Annotated in this window: 14 protein-coding genes and 1 pseudogene; 4 read left to right on the forward strand and 11 right to left on the reverse strand. The window is 70.4% G+C overall.

Annotation, left to right across the window (positions count from 1 at the left end):
* The first annotated feature begins 33 nt into the window (after window positions 1-33).
* Together NRF20_RS14545 and NRF20_RS14550 are read left to right on the forward strand one after the other, a co-directional pair.
* Complete coding sequence (locus NRF20_RS14545) at window positions 34-186, forward strand: hypothetical protein (RefSeq protein ID WP_413752691.1); 153 nt, start codon at window positions 34-36, stop codon at window positions 184-186.
* A 9-nt stretch (window positions 187-195) separates the two neighbouring features.
* Window positions 196-1,683, forward strand: coding sequence for a carboxylesterase/lipase family protein (locus NRF20_RS14550; protein ID WP_398633912.1), 1,488 nt, complete (start codon window positions 196-198; stop codon window positions 1,681-1,683).
* A 72-nt stretch (window positions 1,684-1,755) separates the two neighbouring features.
* Here NRF20_RS14550 and NRF20_RS14555 read toward each other — a convergent pair whose 3' ends face one another.
* A complete protein-coding gene (locus NRF20_RS14555) occupies window positions 1,756-1,971 on the reverse strand; it encodes an EF-hand domain-containing protein (RefSeq protein WP_266357792.1) in 216 nt (71 codons plus the stop codon).
* Window positions 1,972-2,125: 154 nt separating this feature from the next.
* Here NRF20_RS14555 and NRF20_RS14560 point away from each other — a divergent pair, with 154 nt between their 5' ends.
* A complete protein-coding gene (locus tag NRF20_RS14560) occupies window positions 2,126-2,764 on the forward strand; it encodes a GNAT family N-acetyltransferase (protein WP_398633913.1) in 639 nt (212 codons plus the stop codon).
* A 48-nt stretch (window positions 2,765-2,812) separates the two neighbouring features.
* Here the strand turns inward: NRF20_RS14560 and NRF20_RS14565 are convergent, their stop codons facing one another.
* From NRF20_RS14565 to NRF20_RS14590, 6 genes and pseudogenes are all read right to left on the reverse strand, one after another.
* A complete protein-coding gene (locus NRF20_RS14565; protein WP_398633914.1) occupies window positions 2,813-3,970 on the reverse strand; it encodes a hypothetical protein in 1,158 nt (385 codons plus the stop codon).
* Complete coding sequence (locus NRF20_RS14570) at window positions 3,970-4,791, reverse strand: polysaccharide deacetylase family protein (RefSeq protein ID WP_398633915.1); 822 nt, start codon at window positions 4,789-4,791, stop codon at window positions 3,970-3,972. The genes NRF20_RS14565 and NRF20_RS14570 overlap by 1 nt, the downstream gene beginning before the upstream one ends.
* Window positions 4,792-5,150: 359 nt before the next feature.
* On the reverse strand, window positions 5,151-5,666 hold the full coding sequence (locus NRF20_RS14575; RefSeq protein ID WP_413752692.1) for an ATP-binding protein: 516 nt from the start codon (window positions 5,664-5,666) through the stop codon (window positions 5,151-5,153).
* A 251-nt stretch (window positions 5,667-5,917) separates the two neighbouring features.
* Window positions 5,918-6,685, reverse strand: a complete 768-nt coding sequence (locus NRF20_RS14580) for an enoyl-CoA hydratase/isomerase family protein (RefSeq protein WP_114246758.1) — start codon at window positions 6,683-6,685, stop codon at window positions 5,918-5,920.
* Between the two features lie 30 nt (window positions 6,686-6,715).
* On the reverse strand, window positions 6,716-7,969 hold the full coding sequence (locus NRF20_RS14585) for an Ig-like domain-containing protein (protein ID WP_398633917.1): 1,254 nt from the start codon (window positions 7,967-7,969) through the stop codon (window positions 6,716-6,718).
* A 261-nt stretch (window positions 7,970-8,230) separates the two neighbouring features.
* Window positions 8,231-8,416 (reverse strand): annotated as a pseudogene (locus tag NRF20_RS14590) (hypothetical protein); the annotation flags it as partial.
* 429 nt (window positions 8,417-8,845) lie between these two features.
* Here NRF20_RS14590 and glgX point away from each other — a divergent pair.
* On the forward strand, window positions 8,846-11,080 hold the full coding sequence (gene glgX, locus NRF20_RS14595) for a glycogen debranching protein GlgX (RefSeq protein WP_398633918.1): 2,235 nt from the start codon (window positions 8,846-8,848) through the stop codon (window positions 11,078-11,080).
* Window positions 11,081-11,083: 3 nt separating this feature from the next.
* On the opposite strand, the gene NRF20_RS14600 is transcribed toward glgX, so the two are convergent.
* The 4 genes from NRF20_RS14600 to NRF20_RS14615 are packed head-to-tail and all read right to left on the reverse strand — an operon-like array spanning window position 11,084 to window position 14,755.
* On the reverse strand, window positions 11,084-11,734 hold the full coding sequence (locus NRF20_RS14600; RefSeq protein ID WP_383973624.1) for a response regulator: 651 nt from the start codon (window positions 11,732-11,734) through the stop codon (window positions 11,084-11,086).
* A gap of 19 nt (window positions 11,735-11,753) precedes the next feature.
* A complete protein-coding gene (locus tag NRF20_RS14605; protein WP_398633919.1) occupies window positions 11,754-13,043 on the reverse strand; it encodes a sensor histidine kinase in 1,290 nt (429 codons plus the stop codon).
* 31 nt (window positions 13,044-13,074) lie between these two features.
* Entirely contained in the window at window positions 13,075-13,851 is a 777-nt protein-coding gene (locus tag NRF20_RS14610; protein WP_398633920.1) for an ABC transporter permease, read from the reverse strand.
* 1 nt (window position 13,852) lies between these two features.
* Window positions 13,853-14,755 carry an ABC transporter ATP-binding protein gene (locus NRF20_RS14615; protein WP_413752693.1) on the reverse strand — a complete coding sequence of 301 codons (903 nt, stop codon included), beginning with the start codon at window positions 14,753-14,755 and terminating at the stop codon, window positions 13,853-13,855.
* Window positions 14,756-14,800: the final 45 nt, after the last annotated feature.

Consider the following 14,800-nt stretch of genomic DNA (forward strand, 5'->3'; position numbering starts at 1 on the left):
CCCCGACCGACGACGACCGGAGCCACGTCCGCCATGACCGCCCCCGCACGCCCCCCTCGCCCCGGCCGCGGGCAGCAGACCGTGCTGCACCCCGACGGCTCCCGCACCCACCATCCATCCGGCTCGTCGACCGTCGCACTCTCCGCAACCGCACCGTCCACGTTCGCGGCGCCGCAGAAGGGCTGAAACCACCTCATGACTGCCGTACCCCCTCCCATATCCAAGACGTCACCGCAGGTCAGCACGGTCCACGGGGCGGTGCGCGGCGCGCTGGAGCAGGGCGTCGCCGTGTTCCGCGGTATCCCGTACGCGGCTGCGCCGGTCGGCGCCCGCCGCTTCCGGGCGCCGGAGCCGCCCGAGCCCTGGGAGGGGGTACGGGAAGCGGTGGCGTTCGGGCCGACCGCGCCCAAGCGGCCGTACTCCCCGCCGCTGGACCGGCTGCTGCCCGATCCCGACGTGCCCGGCGACGACTGCCTCAACCTCAATGTGTGGACGCCGTCCCCGGCCCGTACCGGGCTGCCCGTCCTCGTCTGGATCCACGGCGGTTCGCTGCTGCACGGCTCGTCGGCCGTGCCGGTGTACGACGGGGCGGCGTTCGCCCGTGACGGCGTCGTCCTCGTGTCGGTCAACTACCGCCTCGGCGTTGAGGGGTTCGGGGTGTTCCCGGACGCGCCCGCCAACCGGGGGCTGCTCGATCAGCTCGCGGCGCTGGCCTGGGTGCGGGACAACATCGCGGCGTTCGGCGGCGATCCGGACCTGGTCACGGTGTGCGGTGAGTCGGCGGGGGCCATCAGCATCGCCGCCCTGCTGGCCGCCCCGCGAGCCAAGGGCCTGTTCCGACGTGCGGTGCTGCAGAGCGGTGCGCCGACCGCGCTGCCCCTGGACGCCGCTGCCCGCCGCACCACGGAGCTGATCGCGAAACGGCTGGGGGCCGCGGCGACGGCCGGGGCGCTGGCTGCGGTGGACCCGGCGCAGCTCCTGGCGGCGCAGACCGAGGTGACTTCCGGCGGCTCCCCGCTGACCGGCGGGAATTCCTTCCAGATCGTGGTGGACGGCGATCTGCTGCCCCGAGATCCGCTCGAAGCGCTGCTGGACGGCGCCGCGAACGACGTCGATCTGCTGATGGGCACGAACAGCGAGGAGTACCGGCTCTGGTTCGTGCCGAGCGGTCTGACGGAGCGGCTGTCCAGGATCAAGCTGCGGCTGGCCCTGCTGAAGTTCAAGGTGCCGGGCGCCACGGCGCGTACGTACCGCGCGAACCGGCCTGGTGCCACTCCGGGTGAGCTGCTCGGGGCGCTGGCCACCGATCTGCTGCTGCGCGTCCCGCTGAACCGGGTGGCCGATGCGCGCGCCGGTGCCTCGGGGAGCACCCATCTCTACGAGTTCGGCTGGCCGTCCCCCGTGCTGCGGCTCGGCGCCTGTCACGCGCTGGAGATCGCCTTCGTCTTCGACACACTGGACCGGCCCGACGCGGTGGCTCTGGCCGGCGAGGACGCCCCGCAGGAGCTGGCCGACGCGATGCACGCGGCGTGGGTGCGGTTCGCCGCCTCCGGCGATCCCGGCTGGCCCGCCTGGGACACGTCCCGCCCGGTGATGGGCTTCGGCCCCGAAGCGCCCGCCGTGGTGAGCGCCCCGCGCGACGAGGAGCTGCGCGGCTGGGCACCGTACCGGAGGAACACCTGACACCGGTCGGTCCGCCGCCGGCAACGGCGCGGGCGGCGGCCCCCGGCCCGCGGGCCGGGGGTCCTCCCGGCATCAGCCCTTGTTCTGCGCCGCCCAGAACTCGTCGAACGTGAGCAGCCCGTCGCCATTGGCGTCGTGCGAGTTGATGACGGCCTGGGCCACCGGCTCGGTGACGTAGGGGTCGCCGAGCTGAGCCATCACGCTCTTGTACTCGGCAGCCGATATCAGCCCGTCGCCGTTCTGATCGAACCGCTGGAATGCCTTGCGTGCCGACTCGATGTCCGCCACAGTTTCGCCCCTTCGTAATGCCTGACCAGTGTCTGACTGACGGGGGTCAGATTAACGGGCGCGACGGATGGCGGTCGCGGCGGCCGGTAGTCGATCATGGATGGGGAGTCCGCCGCCCGGCGGACCGCGTTCGGGACCGGGGAGCGAGACGCCGATGGACGACACACTGGCAAAGATCCTGGCGGCTGCGGCGCACGGACGGTTTCCCCCGCCGGACGGGTCCACGACGGTGGTGGGGCAGCCGGGCGCCCGGGATGCGGGAGTGCTGGCGTTCACCGCGCACTCGGTGGTGTTCACCGACGAGGATCCGCGGTGGGTGCGGGCCCTGCTGGCCGCCACCCCCGGTGACGCGCTCGCCGCGACGATGAATCCGTACTTCCTGAGCGCGCTGCTGGCCCGGAGCGGCCGGCACATGAACACCATTGATCTTCTGACGGTCGCGGACGCGCTGCCGGGCGAGCCGGAGATCGCGCTGCGGGAGATCGAGGACCCGGAGCATCCTCGGGTGGCGCGGGCGATGAAGTACCGCGACGAGGTGCGGGTCTGGTCCGCCGACGGCGGTGTGGTGATCCTCGGCCGGGGAGTCGCGGGGCGCTGGGAGACCGCGGTCGAGGTGGCCGAGGAGGCGCGCGGCCGGCGGCTGGGGGAACGGCTGGCGCGGGCGGCCCGGCATCTGGTGCCGGACGCGGTGGTGTGGGCGCAGCAGTCGCCGGGGAACGCCCGCAGTGTGCGGACGTTCCAGGCGGCGGGCTACCGACCGGTGGGCTCGGAGGCCCTGTTGGTCGCGGGGTGAGTGTTCAGCGGGTCAGCTGGGTCACGGCTCGTGGCCGGCGCCGGGCCGTCAGCGGAAGACGCCGGTGTGGCCGAGTGAGTAGCGGCCCGGCTGCGGGTAGACGGCGAGTCCGTGCGGGCCGCTGCCCACCGGGATCCGGGCGAGCTGTTTGCCGCTGGCGGTGTCGATCGCGTACACCTCGGAGTTGTAACGCCCGCTCAGCCAGAGCACCTTGCCGTCGGCCGAGACTCCGCCCATGTCGGGGCTGCCGCCGTTCGGCAGGCGCCATTTCTTCGCCAGTTTGCGCTGTGCGAAGTCGAAGACGGAGATGGAGCCCTCGCCCCGGTTGGAGATGTACATCTCCTCGGAGTCGCGGCTGACGTAGAGGCCGTGGGCACCCTTGCCGGTGGGCAGCAGTTTCGGGGTGGTGAACTTCTTCCCGTCCAGCACCCACACCCCGTTGGCCATCATGTCCGCGATGTAGAACGTGCCGCCGTCGGGTGACAGCTTCACGTCCTGCGGCATCGCGCCTTTGAACGGCAGCTTCTGCCGGCCGACGACCTTCATCTGCGCCGTGTCGACCTTGAGGAGTTCGCCGGAGAACTCGCAGGAGACGATGAAGTACCGGCCGTCCATGGAGAAATCGGCGTGGTTGACGCCCGCGCAGCTGACCGGGACGGCCTTGGCCGTCTTCATGGTGTGGGCGTCACGGAAGACCAATTGGCGGTCCATCGAGGCCATCACCACGGCGTACTTGCCGTCCGGTGTGAAGTAGAGGTTGTACGGGTCGGAGACGGGCACCGTGCGGCTCACCTTCCCGGTGGCCGGATCGATGGCCGTGAGGCTGTCACCGATGTCGTTGTTGACCCAGAGGGTCTTCAGGTCCCAGGAGGGGACGACGTGCTGCGGCTGGCGGCCGACCTTGATGGTCCTGATGACCTTGTACGTCGCGGGATCGATCACCGACACCGTGTCGGAGTTGGTGTTGGGGACGTACACGCGGGACGGGAAGTCCTTGACGACCGGGGAGAGCTTCCCCGGCCGGTCGGCCGCGTAGACGTCCTTGGCGTCGAGCACCGGTGGCATGCCGGGCAGCGCGGGCTTCGCTCTGCCGGACGGTGCGGCGGCCTCGGCGTTCCCCTTCTCGGCAGAAGTGCCGCAGCCGGTGAGTACCGCCAGCAGGACGCCCCCGAGCAGGGCCGCGGTGAGCTTGGTGGAGGGAGGCATCAGGTCAGCAGCTCCGTGGTCGTCACCGCGCGCAGTCGGCGGCGGTCGATTTCGGTGAGGAGGAGAGGCAGGGCGGCGACGGTGTCCGCGTAGCCGAAATGCAGGCTCACCACCGATCCGTTGCGGATCTCCCCGGCCACCTTGCGGGTGACGGCCGCGGCGCCGGGAGAGGTGAAGTCGAGGGAGTCCACGTCGTACGAGAGGACGTGCGGGTAGCCCGCCCTGGCGGCGAGCCGCTGGACGAGCGGGGTGGCGTACCGGGTGCGGGAGGGCCTGAACCAGGTGCCGATGGAGCCGGTGAGCCGGCGCAGCCGCTGGGCGCAGCCGGTGATCTCCGCGTACGCCTCGGCCTCGCCCATCGAGGAGATGTCGATGTGGCGCTGGGTGTGGTTGCCGAGGTCGTGGCCGCCGTCGAGGATGCGGCGGGCCATCTCGGGGTGCTCGTCGAGCCAGCTGCCGACGGCGAGGACGGTGATCCGGGCGTGGGCCCGTTCGGCCTCGGCAAGTACGGTCCGGGCGATGGCGGGGTCGCCCTGGCCGTGGAAGGTGAGGGCGACTCGGGCGCGGTCGCGGGGGCCGTGGTCGATCTGGACCGGCTGCCCGGGGAAGCGGTGCGGGGCGGGCGCGGGGTGCGGGGCCGCGGGCCGGGTGGTCGCGGTGACGAGGTTCTTCGGGCTCACTGCGGTCGGCACGGTCCTGGCCGACGTACCGGCGGCGTCGCCGTGGTCCGCGCATCCGGCGGTGAGGGCACCGGCGATGGCGGCCCCTGCTCCCGCGCGCAGAGCGCTGCGGCGGTGCACCGGTGTGTCGGAGGCGTTCATGTGAAGAACAGTAGGGGCAAAACGAACAAAGAATGACAATATATGAGCATCTGGGTGACACGATTGAATCACCCGCTGAATCTCATAAATATTCATGGTTTTCCAGGCAAGTGACCCATCACACCTGCGATTCACCTGAAGAATGTCGCACTATGGCAGCGAATACACCGTTTGCACCTTTGGCGGTGAGGTCGCCGGTCTGCCATAGTCGGTGACACGACCGCATTGACCCGAGCTCGGTCGTCACGAGCGGCCGTGAACACACCCCCCATTTCACGGCCCCCACACAGCAGCCCCCGAAGCGCCGCACCACGGCAGACCGGGGGCTTCTGTGCATCCGGGCACGAGCCCGCCGGAGGTCAGCGGTCGGAGATCCGCATCTCGAACCAGGTGGTCTTGCCGCGCGGCAGCAGGTCCACGCCCCACCGGTCGGAGAGCTTGTCGACGAGGAAGAGCCCCCGGCCGCTGGTGTCCATCTCCTGGACGGGCATCAGACACGGCAGTCCACGCGAGGGGTCACGCACCTCGATCCGGATCCAGCCGCGACGGCGCAGCATCCGTAACCCGAAAACCCGGGCGCCGGTGTGCCGTACCGCATTGCCGACGAGCTCCGAGACGAGCAGTACGGCGTATTCGGCGGTTTGCGGGGAGAGCGCCCACTGACGCAGCATCACACACGAGGTGAGCCTTCGGGCGGTGGCCGCGGACTCCGGGCGGGACGGCAGCCGGACTTCACCCTCCGCCGGGTTTCCGAACAACTCCAGCGCCTTGAACGCCTGTTCGTCGTCGACCGCCGGCATCCAGCGTGCCGCTGTCGCGCCGCTGCGCGGTCGCGGCTGTTCCACACCCTCCAGGCCCGCCATGCACACCATCATGGCCGCAAGGCGAGCACTCCGGGGCCGTTCCAAAGGAATCCGCACCCCGGAACGCATCAATCCGGAGAGGTCGGTAGGCATATGCCACTGGCAGAATGCGGCCCGACACACCTCATCTGACCTGCACAGATAATGCCTCCGAGCGAGATTGCCAGCCCCTTCGACCGGCCGGGCCTCAAGGCTCCTTTGAGGCCCGGCCAATCCGCCCGCACGGATGAATCCGCGTCACTCTGTGCCCAACTGGCGTTCGGTCAGAGGAACTTGGCCTTGCCCGGACCCTCTTCCACGAAGCTGCGCATACCGCGCTCCCGGTCCTCGGTGGCGAACAGACCGGCGAACCAGTTCCGCTCGATCGTGAGCCCGGTGTCGATGTCCGTCTCCAGGCCGGCGTCGACGGATTCCTTGGCGGCGCGCAGCGCGAGGGCGGGCCCCTTCGCCAGCTTGGCGGCCCAGGCCTGCGCCTGCTCGTACACCTCGGCGGCGGGCACCACGCGGTCCACCAGACCGATCGTCAGGGCCTCCTCGGCCTTCACATGGCGGCCGGTGAAGATCAGGTCCTTGGCCCGGGAGGGGCCGATCAGCCGGGCGAGGCGCTGGGTGCCGCCCGCTCCGGGGATCAGTCCGAGCAGGATCTCGGGCTGGCCCAGCCTGGCGTTGTCGGCGGCGATCCGGAAGTCGGCACAGAGCGCCAGCTCGCAGCCGCCGCCCAGTGCGTAGCCGGTGACTGCGGCGACGACGGGCTTGGGGATCCGGGCCACCGCGGTGAAGGAGTCCTGCAGCGCCTTGGACCGTACGACCATCGCCGTGTGGTCCATCGCCTGCATCTCCTTGATGTCCGCGCCCGCCGCGAACACCTTCTCGCCGCCGTAGAGGACCACGGCACGCACGTCGTCGCGCCGGGTCGCCTCTTCGGCGAGTTCACGCAGCCGGTCCTGGGTGGCGACATCCAGGGCGTTCATGGGCGGACGGTCCAGCAGGATCGTGCCGACGCCGTCACTTACTTCGAGGGTTGCGGTCATGAGAGGCAGGTTAACCGGGGCTAACGCGAGCTACTTGGTCCACTCCGACCAGGACATGTTCCAGCCGTTGAGGCCGTTGTCCGGCTGGATCGTCCTGTCCTGCGAGTTCTTCACGACCACTACGTCGCCGATGAGCGAGTTGTCGAAGAACCAGGCCGCCGCGGTCTTCTTGCTCCAGGCACCACGCACGTCCTGGAGACCGACACAGCCATGACTGGTGTTGGTCGTGCCGAAGACCCCGGAAGCGCCCCAGTAGTTGCCGTGGATGAAGGTGCCCGAGGTGGACAGGCGCATCGCGTGCGGCACGTCCTTGATGTCGTACTCGCCGCCGAAGCCGACGGTGTCACCGTTCATCCGGGTCACCTTGAGCTTCTCGCTGATGACCATCTGGCCGTTGTACGTGGTGGTCGCCGGGGCACCCGCCGAGATCGGGATGTCCTTGATCTGCTTGCCGTCGCGGACGACCTTCATCCGGTGCGTGCTCGCGTCGACGTTGCTGACCTGCCTGCGGCCGATGGTGAAGGAGATCGTCTTGGCCTGCTTGCCGTAGACGCCCGGACGCCCCTCGACGCCGTCGAGGTTGAGCTTCACGGTCACCTTGGTTCCCGCGGCCCAGTACTTCTCGGGGCGGAAGTCGAGGCGGTCGTTGCCGAACCAGTGGCCCTCGATCGGTACGGAAGGCTCGGCCGTCACCTTGATGGCGTTCTCGACCGCTGCCGGGTCGGTGATGCCACGGGTGAAGTGGATCGAGACGGGCATGCCGACGCCGACCGTGGAACCGTCCTCCGGGGTGTACTGCCCGATGAAGGTGTTCTGCGGGACCAGCGTCGTGAAGCTGGTGTCCTTCGCCGACTCACGGCCCTTCGCGTCCTTGGCGACCGCGTGGACCTTGTACTGGGTCGCCGCGGCCAGATGCTGGTCCGGTGTCCAGCTCGTGCCGTCCGCCGCGATCTTCCCCTCGACCTCGGTGCCCTTGGGGTCGGCGACCTTCACCGTGGTCAGCTTCCCCTGCTCGGCGGAGATCTTCAGTGCCCCACTGGTGGCGACGGAGTCCGCCCTGTCCTTCGGCGCAATGGTCACCACGGCCTGCGAGGCGGTGGTGTCGTCGACCTTCGACCCGTCCTTGCGGCCCTTGCCCGCGCTGCCGGCGTCGTCTCCCCCGCCGCACGCCGTCACCAGCAACAGGAGCGCACCCAGTACCAGAGCCAGCAGTCCGGTGGCCCCTCGCCCGCGCCGCCCGCTGTTCGCCCCGGCCGATGTCCCCGATATCGGCTGCCCGTTCAATGTGCTCGTCTCCCCTCACACGGTCTGGCCCCGCCAAGACCCTGGGAGCCCGCAGGCCCCCGCCCCCGCGCGCTGCACATGCGCGCTCAGCGAAAGATAATCACACCGATCGCGGGAAGATGACCCCGCGGATGTCACCGTTCAGTCCCAACTTGTCCCGGGACTTCGCCAGGTGACACGGGGTATGGGTGCGGCGGGGCCGGCCGGCCTGTCCGTGTCCTGATCCGCCGGACAGGCCCCGGGGGATCCGACGGGGCCTCGGCGGAGGGCCGAGCCGGCCTTCCACCGGGTCCGGTTCGGATTCCGGCCTCCGTGCCCGTTGTCCGGTGCCACATGCTCGTCCTTGGAGTTGACGACCTCGATCACATCGCCGATGAGCGTCCGATCGAAGAACCGGGCGGCCGGGGTGTCGCTGCTGCCACCCTCCACATCGAGCAGCCCGACGCAGCGGTTCCCGGCGCCGTCCAGGGCGACCGCGTCGACGCTGCACTCGGAGGCGAGCCTGAGAGCCTGTCGGGGACCTTCACCTCCATCCGGTCGTCCGGACCGATGTTCTTCGCCCCGTCCAGCGGGGTGCTCAGGATCGCCTCCTGCGGTGAGCATGCCTTCCCGCTGAAGACGGATCAGGCACCGGTGCAGCCGCTCAGTACGGCCGGCACGACGACCTGCCCATGTCAGCACGGTGGCCGAGCTCGCCACCGCCTTCTTCGCTACGTGGTTCACGTCCCCCCAACGACGGGGGCCGGTCGGGGGAAACGTGAGTGCGGGCCGCCGTGTGGGCAGAACAGAGGGGAGGACCACACTCGGGGAGCCGCGGCCGGGACGCCGCGCGCTCCCTTTCGGTGCCGGTCCCCACGAGCCGCGGGAGGCGAGCAGGTGTCGAGCGCAGCCGAGCAGGAGGCAGTGCAGGAGACGGAGACGACGGCCGTGCCGGAGAGTGCGCGGGAGGCCGTGCCGAGGCGGCCGCCCGCCGTGTGGCCCGGCGCCCCGATGCCGCTCGGGGCCCGCTTCCGGGTGGGCCCCGACGGGGTGGCGGGCACCAATTTCGCGCTCTGGGCGGGCGGCGCGGAGGCCGTCGAGCTCTGCCTCTTCGACGAGGACGGGAGCGAGACACGCCTTGCGCTGACCGAGCTGACCCATGAGATCTGGCACGGCTTCGTGCCGGGCGTACGGCCGGGTCAGCGGTACGGCTACCGGGTGCACGGCCGTTGGGACCCCTGGACCGGTGCCCGCTGGAACGCGGCGAAGCTGCTCCTCGATCCGTACGCACGGGCCGTGGACGGCTCGTTCACCCTCCCGGCCGAGGTGTACGGCCATGTGAGGGACTGGCCGCACCAACAGGTCGCCGACACCGTGCGCGACGAACGGGACTCCGCTCCGTACGTACCGAAGGGTGTCGTGGTCCATGACGACGACGACTGGGCGCAGGACCGCCGGCCCAAGACCCCGTGGGCGGACTCCGTCATCTATGAGCTGCATGTACGCGGCTTCACCAAGCTGCACCCCGAAATCCCCGAGGAGCTGAGAGGCACGTACGCCGGTCTCGCCCACCCGGCGGCCATCGGCCATCTGCAGCGGCTCGGGGTCACGGCGGTGGAACTGCTGCCGGTGCATCAGTTCGCCCACGAGGACCATCTGCTCCGGCACGGCCTGCACAACTACTGGGGCTACAACTCCATCGGCTACTTCGCCCCGCACGCCGGCTACTCGGCGAGCGGGACCGCGGGCCAGCAGGTCGGCGAGTTCAAACGGATGGTGCGGGCCCTGCACGACGCCGGGATCGAGGTGATCCTCGATGTGGTCTACAACCACACGGCGGAGGCGAGCGAGCTGGGTCCCATGCTGTCGCTGCGCGGCATCGACAACCGGGGCTACTACCGCCTCCAGTCCGACGCCCGCAGATACGCGGACTACACCGGCTGCGGCAACACCCTGCATGTCGTCCAGCCGCACGTCCTGCGGCTGATCACGGACTCGCTGCGCTACTGGGTCACGGAGATGGGCGTCGACGGCTTCCGCTTCGATCTGGCGGCCGCGCTGGCCCGCTCGATGCACGACGTCGACATGCTCTCCCCCTTCCTCGCGGTGATCGCCCAGGACCCGGTGCTGCGCCGGGTGAAGCTGATCGCCGAGCCGTGGGACGTCGGCAACGGCGGCTACCAGGTGGGCGCCTTCCCTCCGCTGTGGACCGAGTGGAACGACCGCTACCGGGACGCCGTAAGGGACTTCTGGCGCGGCACCCTGCCCGACGTACGGGATCTCGGCTACCGGCTGACCGGATCCAGCGATCTGTACGCATGGGGCGGCCGGCGCCCGTACGCCTCGGTCAACTTCGTCACCGCGCACGACGGCTTCACCCTGCGCGATCTGGTCAGCTACGAGCAGAAGCACAACGAGGCCAACGGCGAAGGCAACCGGGACGGCACCTCGGACAACCGGGCCTGGAACTGCGGAGCCGAGGGCGAGAGCGACGACCCCGCGGTCAACGCGCTGCGCCGCCGTCAGCTGCGCAACCTGCTCACCACACTGCTGTTGTCGACAGGTGTGCCGATGCTGGTCGCGGGCGACGAGATGGGCCGTACGCAGGGCGGCAACAACAACGCGTACTGCCAGGACAACGAGATCAGCTGGCTGGACTGGTCACTGCTCGGCCGGCCCGAGTGGCGGGCGCTGACCGAGCTGACCTCCCGGGTCCTCACCCTGCGCCACAGGCACCCGGTGCTGCGCCGCCGCGCCTTCTTCTCCGGGCGGGCGCAGGCGGCGGACGGGCTGCGGGACCTGGCGTGGTTCACCCGGCAGGGGGCGGAGATGACGGAGGAGGACTGGTACGCACCGGCGGCCACGGTCGGGCTCTATCTCTCCGGACGCGACATCCCCGGCCGGGACGCACACGGCGAACAGGTCACGGACGACAGCTTTCTGACGATCCTGCACGCCGACCACCGGCCGGGCGACTTCCGGCTTCCCGGGCCGCCGTGGGCGCAGAGTTACGAACTGGTCCTGGACACCTCGCGGGAGGACCAGGCCGTGGCACCCGGCACCGTCCACCGGGGCGGCGGGCTGCTGACCGTACCGGCCAGGTCGGTGCTGCTGCTGCGGGTCAGGGAGTGAGGGTCAGCCGAGGATGCCCCGGTCGTAGCCGACCGCGACGGCGGCGGCCCGGTCCTTGGCGCCCAGCTTGGCGAAGATATGGGTGAGGTGGGTCTTCACCGTGGCCTCGCTGATGAACAGCTCGGCGGCTATCTCCCGGTTCGAGGTGCCCTTCGCGACGAGTTCGAGCACCTCGCGCTCACGGCCCGACAGCGACTCGTTGCCCTGCGCCGCCGGGGTGCGCACCCGTGAGATCAGGCGGGAGGCGACGGCGGGCGAAAGCACGGTGCGGCCGTCGGCGGCGGCGCGGACGGCGTTGAACAGCTCGTCGCGGGGCGCGTCCTTGAGCAGATAGCCGGTCGCGCCGGCCTCGATCGCGGGGAGAGTGTCGGAGTCGGTGTCGTACGTGGTCAGGACGAGCACCTTGGACCGGGCGCCGCGCCCGGTCAGTTCGGCGATGGCGGCGACTCCGCCGCCGCCCGGCATCCGCAGATCCATCAGGACGACATCGGGGTCGAGCCGTGCCACGAGGTCGACGCCCTCCACCCCGTTCGACGCCTCCCCGAGGACCCGGAAGCCGGGGGCCGAATCGAACATGCCGCGCAGACCGTCCCGTACGACGGGGTGGTCGTCGACGACGACGAGTGTGATGACGCGTGCAGAATCCTCAGCCATGGCAGGCCAACCGTACTGGTCATCGGCTGTGCTGAACCAGCGGCACCCGGGCGCAGACCGCAGTGCCGCGGCCCGGCTCCGTCTCCACCTCTACGGTGCCTGCGATACGTTCGGCGCGGGCCCGCATGCCGCCGAGCCCGAAACCGCCCGCGCCGCTGTACGGCGGCAGGGCGGCCCGGTCGAAGCCGCAGCCGTCGTCCCGTACGTCCAGGGTGAGTTCGTCGCCCATGAAGGACAGGGTGATGCCGACCCGTGAGGCCCCGGCATGGCGGCCGGCGTTGGCGAGGGCTTCCTCGGCGATACGGAGCAGGGTGGCGGCTATCTCGTCGTGGAGCGGCTCGACGGTACCGGTGACGGTGAACTCGGCCCGGACCCCGTGGCGTTCCCCCCAGCCGACGACCGTCTTCTTCAGCGCGCCGGGGAGGTCGTCGTGCTCCAGTGCGGCGGGGACCAGATCGTGTACCGAGCGGCGCGCCTCCCCCAGGCTGTGCCGGGCGAGGGCGGCGGCGCGATCGAGGTGCTGCCGGGCCAGCGCCGGGTCGGTGTCGGCGATCGAGGTCACCACCTGGAGCTGGGCGATGATGCCGGTCAGGCCCTGCGCGAGAGTGTCGTGGATCTCGGCGGCCAGTCGGCGCCGCTCGTCGGCGACGCCCGCCTCGCGGGCCTGGACGAGGAGTTGGGCGTGCAGGCCGGCGTTCTCCGCGAGGGCCTGTTCGAGGCGGGCGTTGGCGGACTCCAGTTCGGCGATGGTGTCGACCTGGGTGCGGGCGTGCTCGGCCTCTCGGTCGCCGATCCTGGCGAAGACCATGGTGAGGGTCGCGTGCAGACCGAACAGGGCGGCGAAGGCGAACCAGTTCATCAGGGAGACCGGCGGCAGGCCGCTGCCGCACTGCGCGCCCGCCATGATGGCGGCCGTGACCAGCAGCGCGGGACGGACGGCCCGCTGCGGGAGCAGCCGGCCGGTGTCGAAGTATCCGAGGATCGCGAACACCGAGTAGAAGGGGTTGCACCAGGTCAGCGCGAAGCCGATCAGGGTGCGGGCGACGTAGTAGAACTGCGACGCCCGCGCCTTGGGGGCAACGACCGGCCCGACCCGCCCCCACCAGAGCTGGAGGGCGAGAGCGACGGGCACCAGCACCACGGCGGCGTGCACGTCCGCGCGGTCCATGAGGAGCGGGGCGCTCACGGCCGAGACGAACGTGCTCAGGCCGAGGAGCCCGTAGGGCCCGTACCTGAAGAACCGTTCCCACCCGAGCTCGGCGCTCATCGTGTCGTTCCGGTGTGCCGTCGCCGTGTCCCACGCCTTCATGGGTGCAGTCTCCCCGTCTCCGGCGCGCCGGTCACTCCCAGCGGAACAGACGGGTCGCGAGCAGCGTCACCAGCGCCGTCCACAGCGCCATCACGCCGAGCTGGGTGAAGCCAGGCCAGCTGCCGGACGCCGCCCGGTCCAGCGCCTCGGACGCCGCTCCGAACGGGGTGAACCGGACGATGTTCCGGAGGGTGTCGGGCATGCTCTGCACCGGGATCCAGACGCCGGCGGTGAACATCATCAGGAGGTTCACGACCGAACCGATGGCGGCGGCCGCCTTGGTCGTACGGGAGAGGGCACAGAGCAGTGCGCCGAGGGTCAGCACGCTCGCCGTCGACAGGAGCAGCGCCAGGACGTAGGCGACGGGCTGTCCGGGCAGTCCGACGCCGAAGGCGACCCGGCCGACGGCCATCGCCAGTACGGCGGAGCCGAGGGCGGCGGCGCCGTGCAGGGCGATCTGCGCGGTGAGTAGCGCGGAGGGGCGTACCGGGGTGGTGGACATCCGGCGCAGGATCCCGCGCTCGCGGTAGCCGGTGAGGACGGGCGGCATGGCCTGCAGTCCGGCCATGATCATGGCGAGCAGCACCGACACCGGTACGTACAGATCGATGACGCGGCGGCCGCCGAGCGCGTCGTCGGGGTCCCGGAAGGACGGGATCAGGCCGAGGATCGTCAGCAGCGCGGTCGGGAAGACGAGGATCCAGAACAGGCTGCCGGGTTCGCGGAGGAAGAGCCGTGTCTCGGTCCTGAGAACCGCTGCCCATGGGTTGGGTGCGTCCATCGCCTTGGCCGGGTTCGCCGTGGTCATCTCAGGCCGCCTGTTCTGTGAGGTCGAGGAAGGCGTCGTCCAGCGTTGCCTCGGTGACGCGGAGCTGGTGTGCGGTGATGCGGTGGCGGGCCAGCAGCGAGATCACCGCGTTGACCGTCTCGTCGGTGCCGTTGATGACGACCCGGCTGTCCTTCTGCTCGACGGAGACCGCCCCGGGCAGCTGGCCCAGCTCGGTGTCGTCGAGCGGCTGTGAAGGCGTGAAGGAGATGACCGTGGTGCTGCCGGCCCCGCTGATCAGGCCGGACGGGGTGTCGAGGGCGACGACCTTTCCCTTGTCGATCACGGCAACCCGGTCGCAGAGCCGGCTGGCCTCTTCCATGAAGTGGGTGACCAGAAGGACCGTCACGCCGCTGTCGCGTACGTCCTCGATCAGCTTCCAGGTGTCCCGGCGGGCCCGCGGGTCCAGACCCGTGGTCAGCTCGTCGAGGACCACGACCTTCGGGTTGCCGACCAGGGCGAGCGCGATGGACAGCCGCTGCTTCTGGCCGCCGGACAGTTTGGCGAACCTGGTGCCGTACTTGGTGTGCAGACCGAGTCGTTCGGCCAGCGCACGCCAGTCGGCGGGGTCCGGGTAGAAGGCGCTGTACAGCTCCAGCGCCTCGGCCACGGTGATCTTGGGCTGCAGTTCGCTCTCCTGGAGCTGGGCGCCGAGCAGCCGGGTCACCCGGTCGTGGTCGGCGACCGGGTCGAGGCCGGCGACGCGGACCGTACCGGCGTCGGGAACCCGCAGCCCCTCGACGCACTCGACGGTGGTGGTCTTGCCCGCACCGTTGGGTCCGAGGATCCCGAAGATCTCCCCCTCGTCGACGGCGAAGCTCACTCCGTCCACCGCGGGGCGCCCGGCGTAGGCCTTGTGCACCCCGTTCACTTCGATGATTGCCATGCCTACGAGAATCGCGTCGCGGGGACCGGCGCACCATCGTCCATC

It is taken from the genome of Streptomyces sp. R-74717, assembly GCF_047305335.1.
Classification (GTDB): domain Bacteria; phylum Actinomycetota; class Actinomycetes; order Streptomycetales; family Streptomycetaceae; genus Streptomyces; species Streptomyces atratus.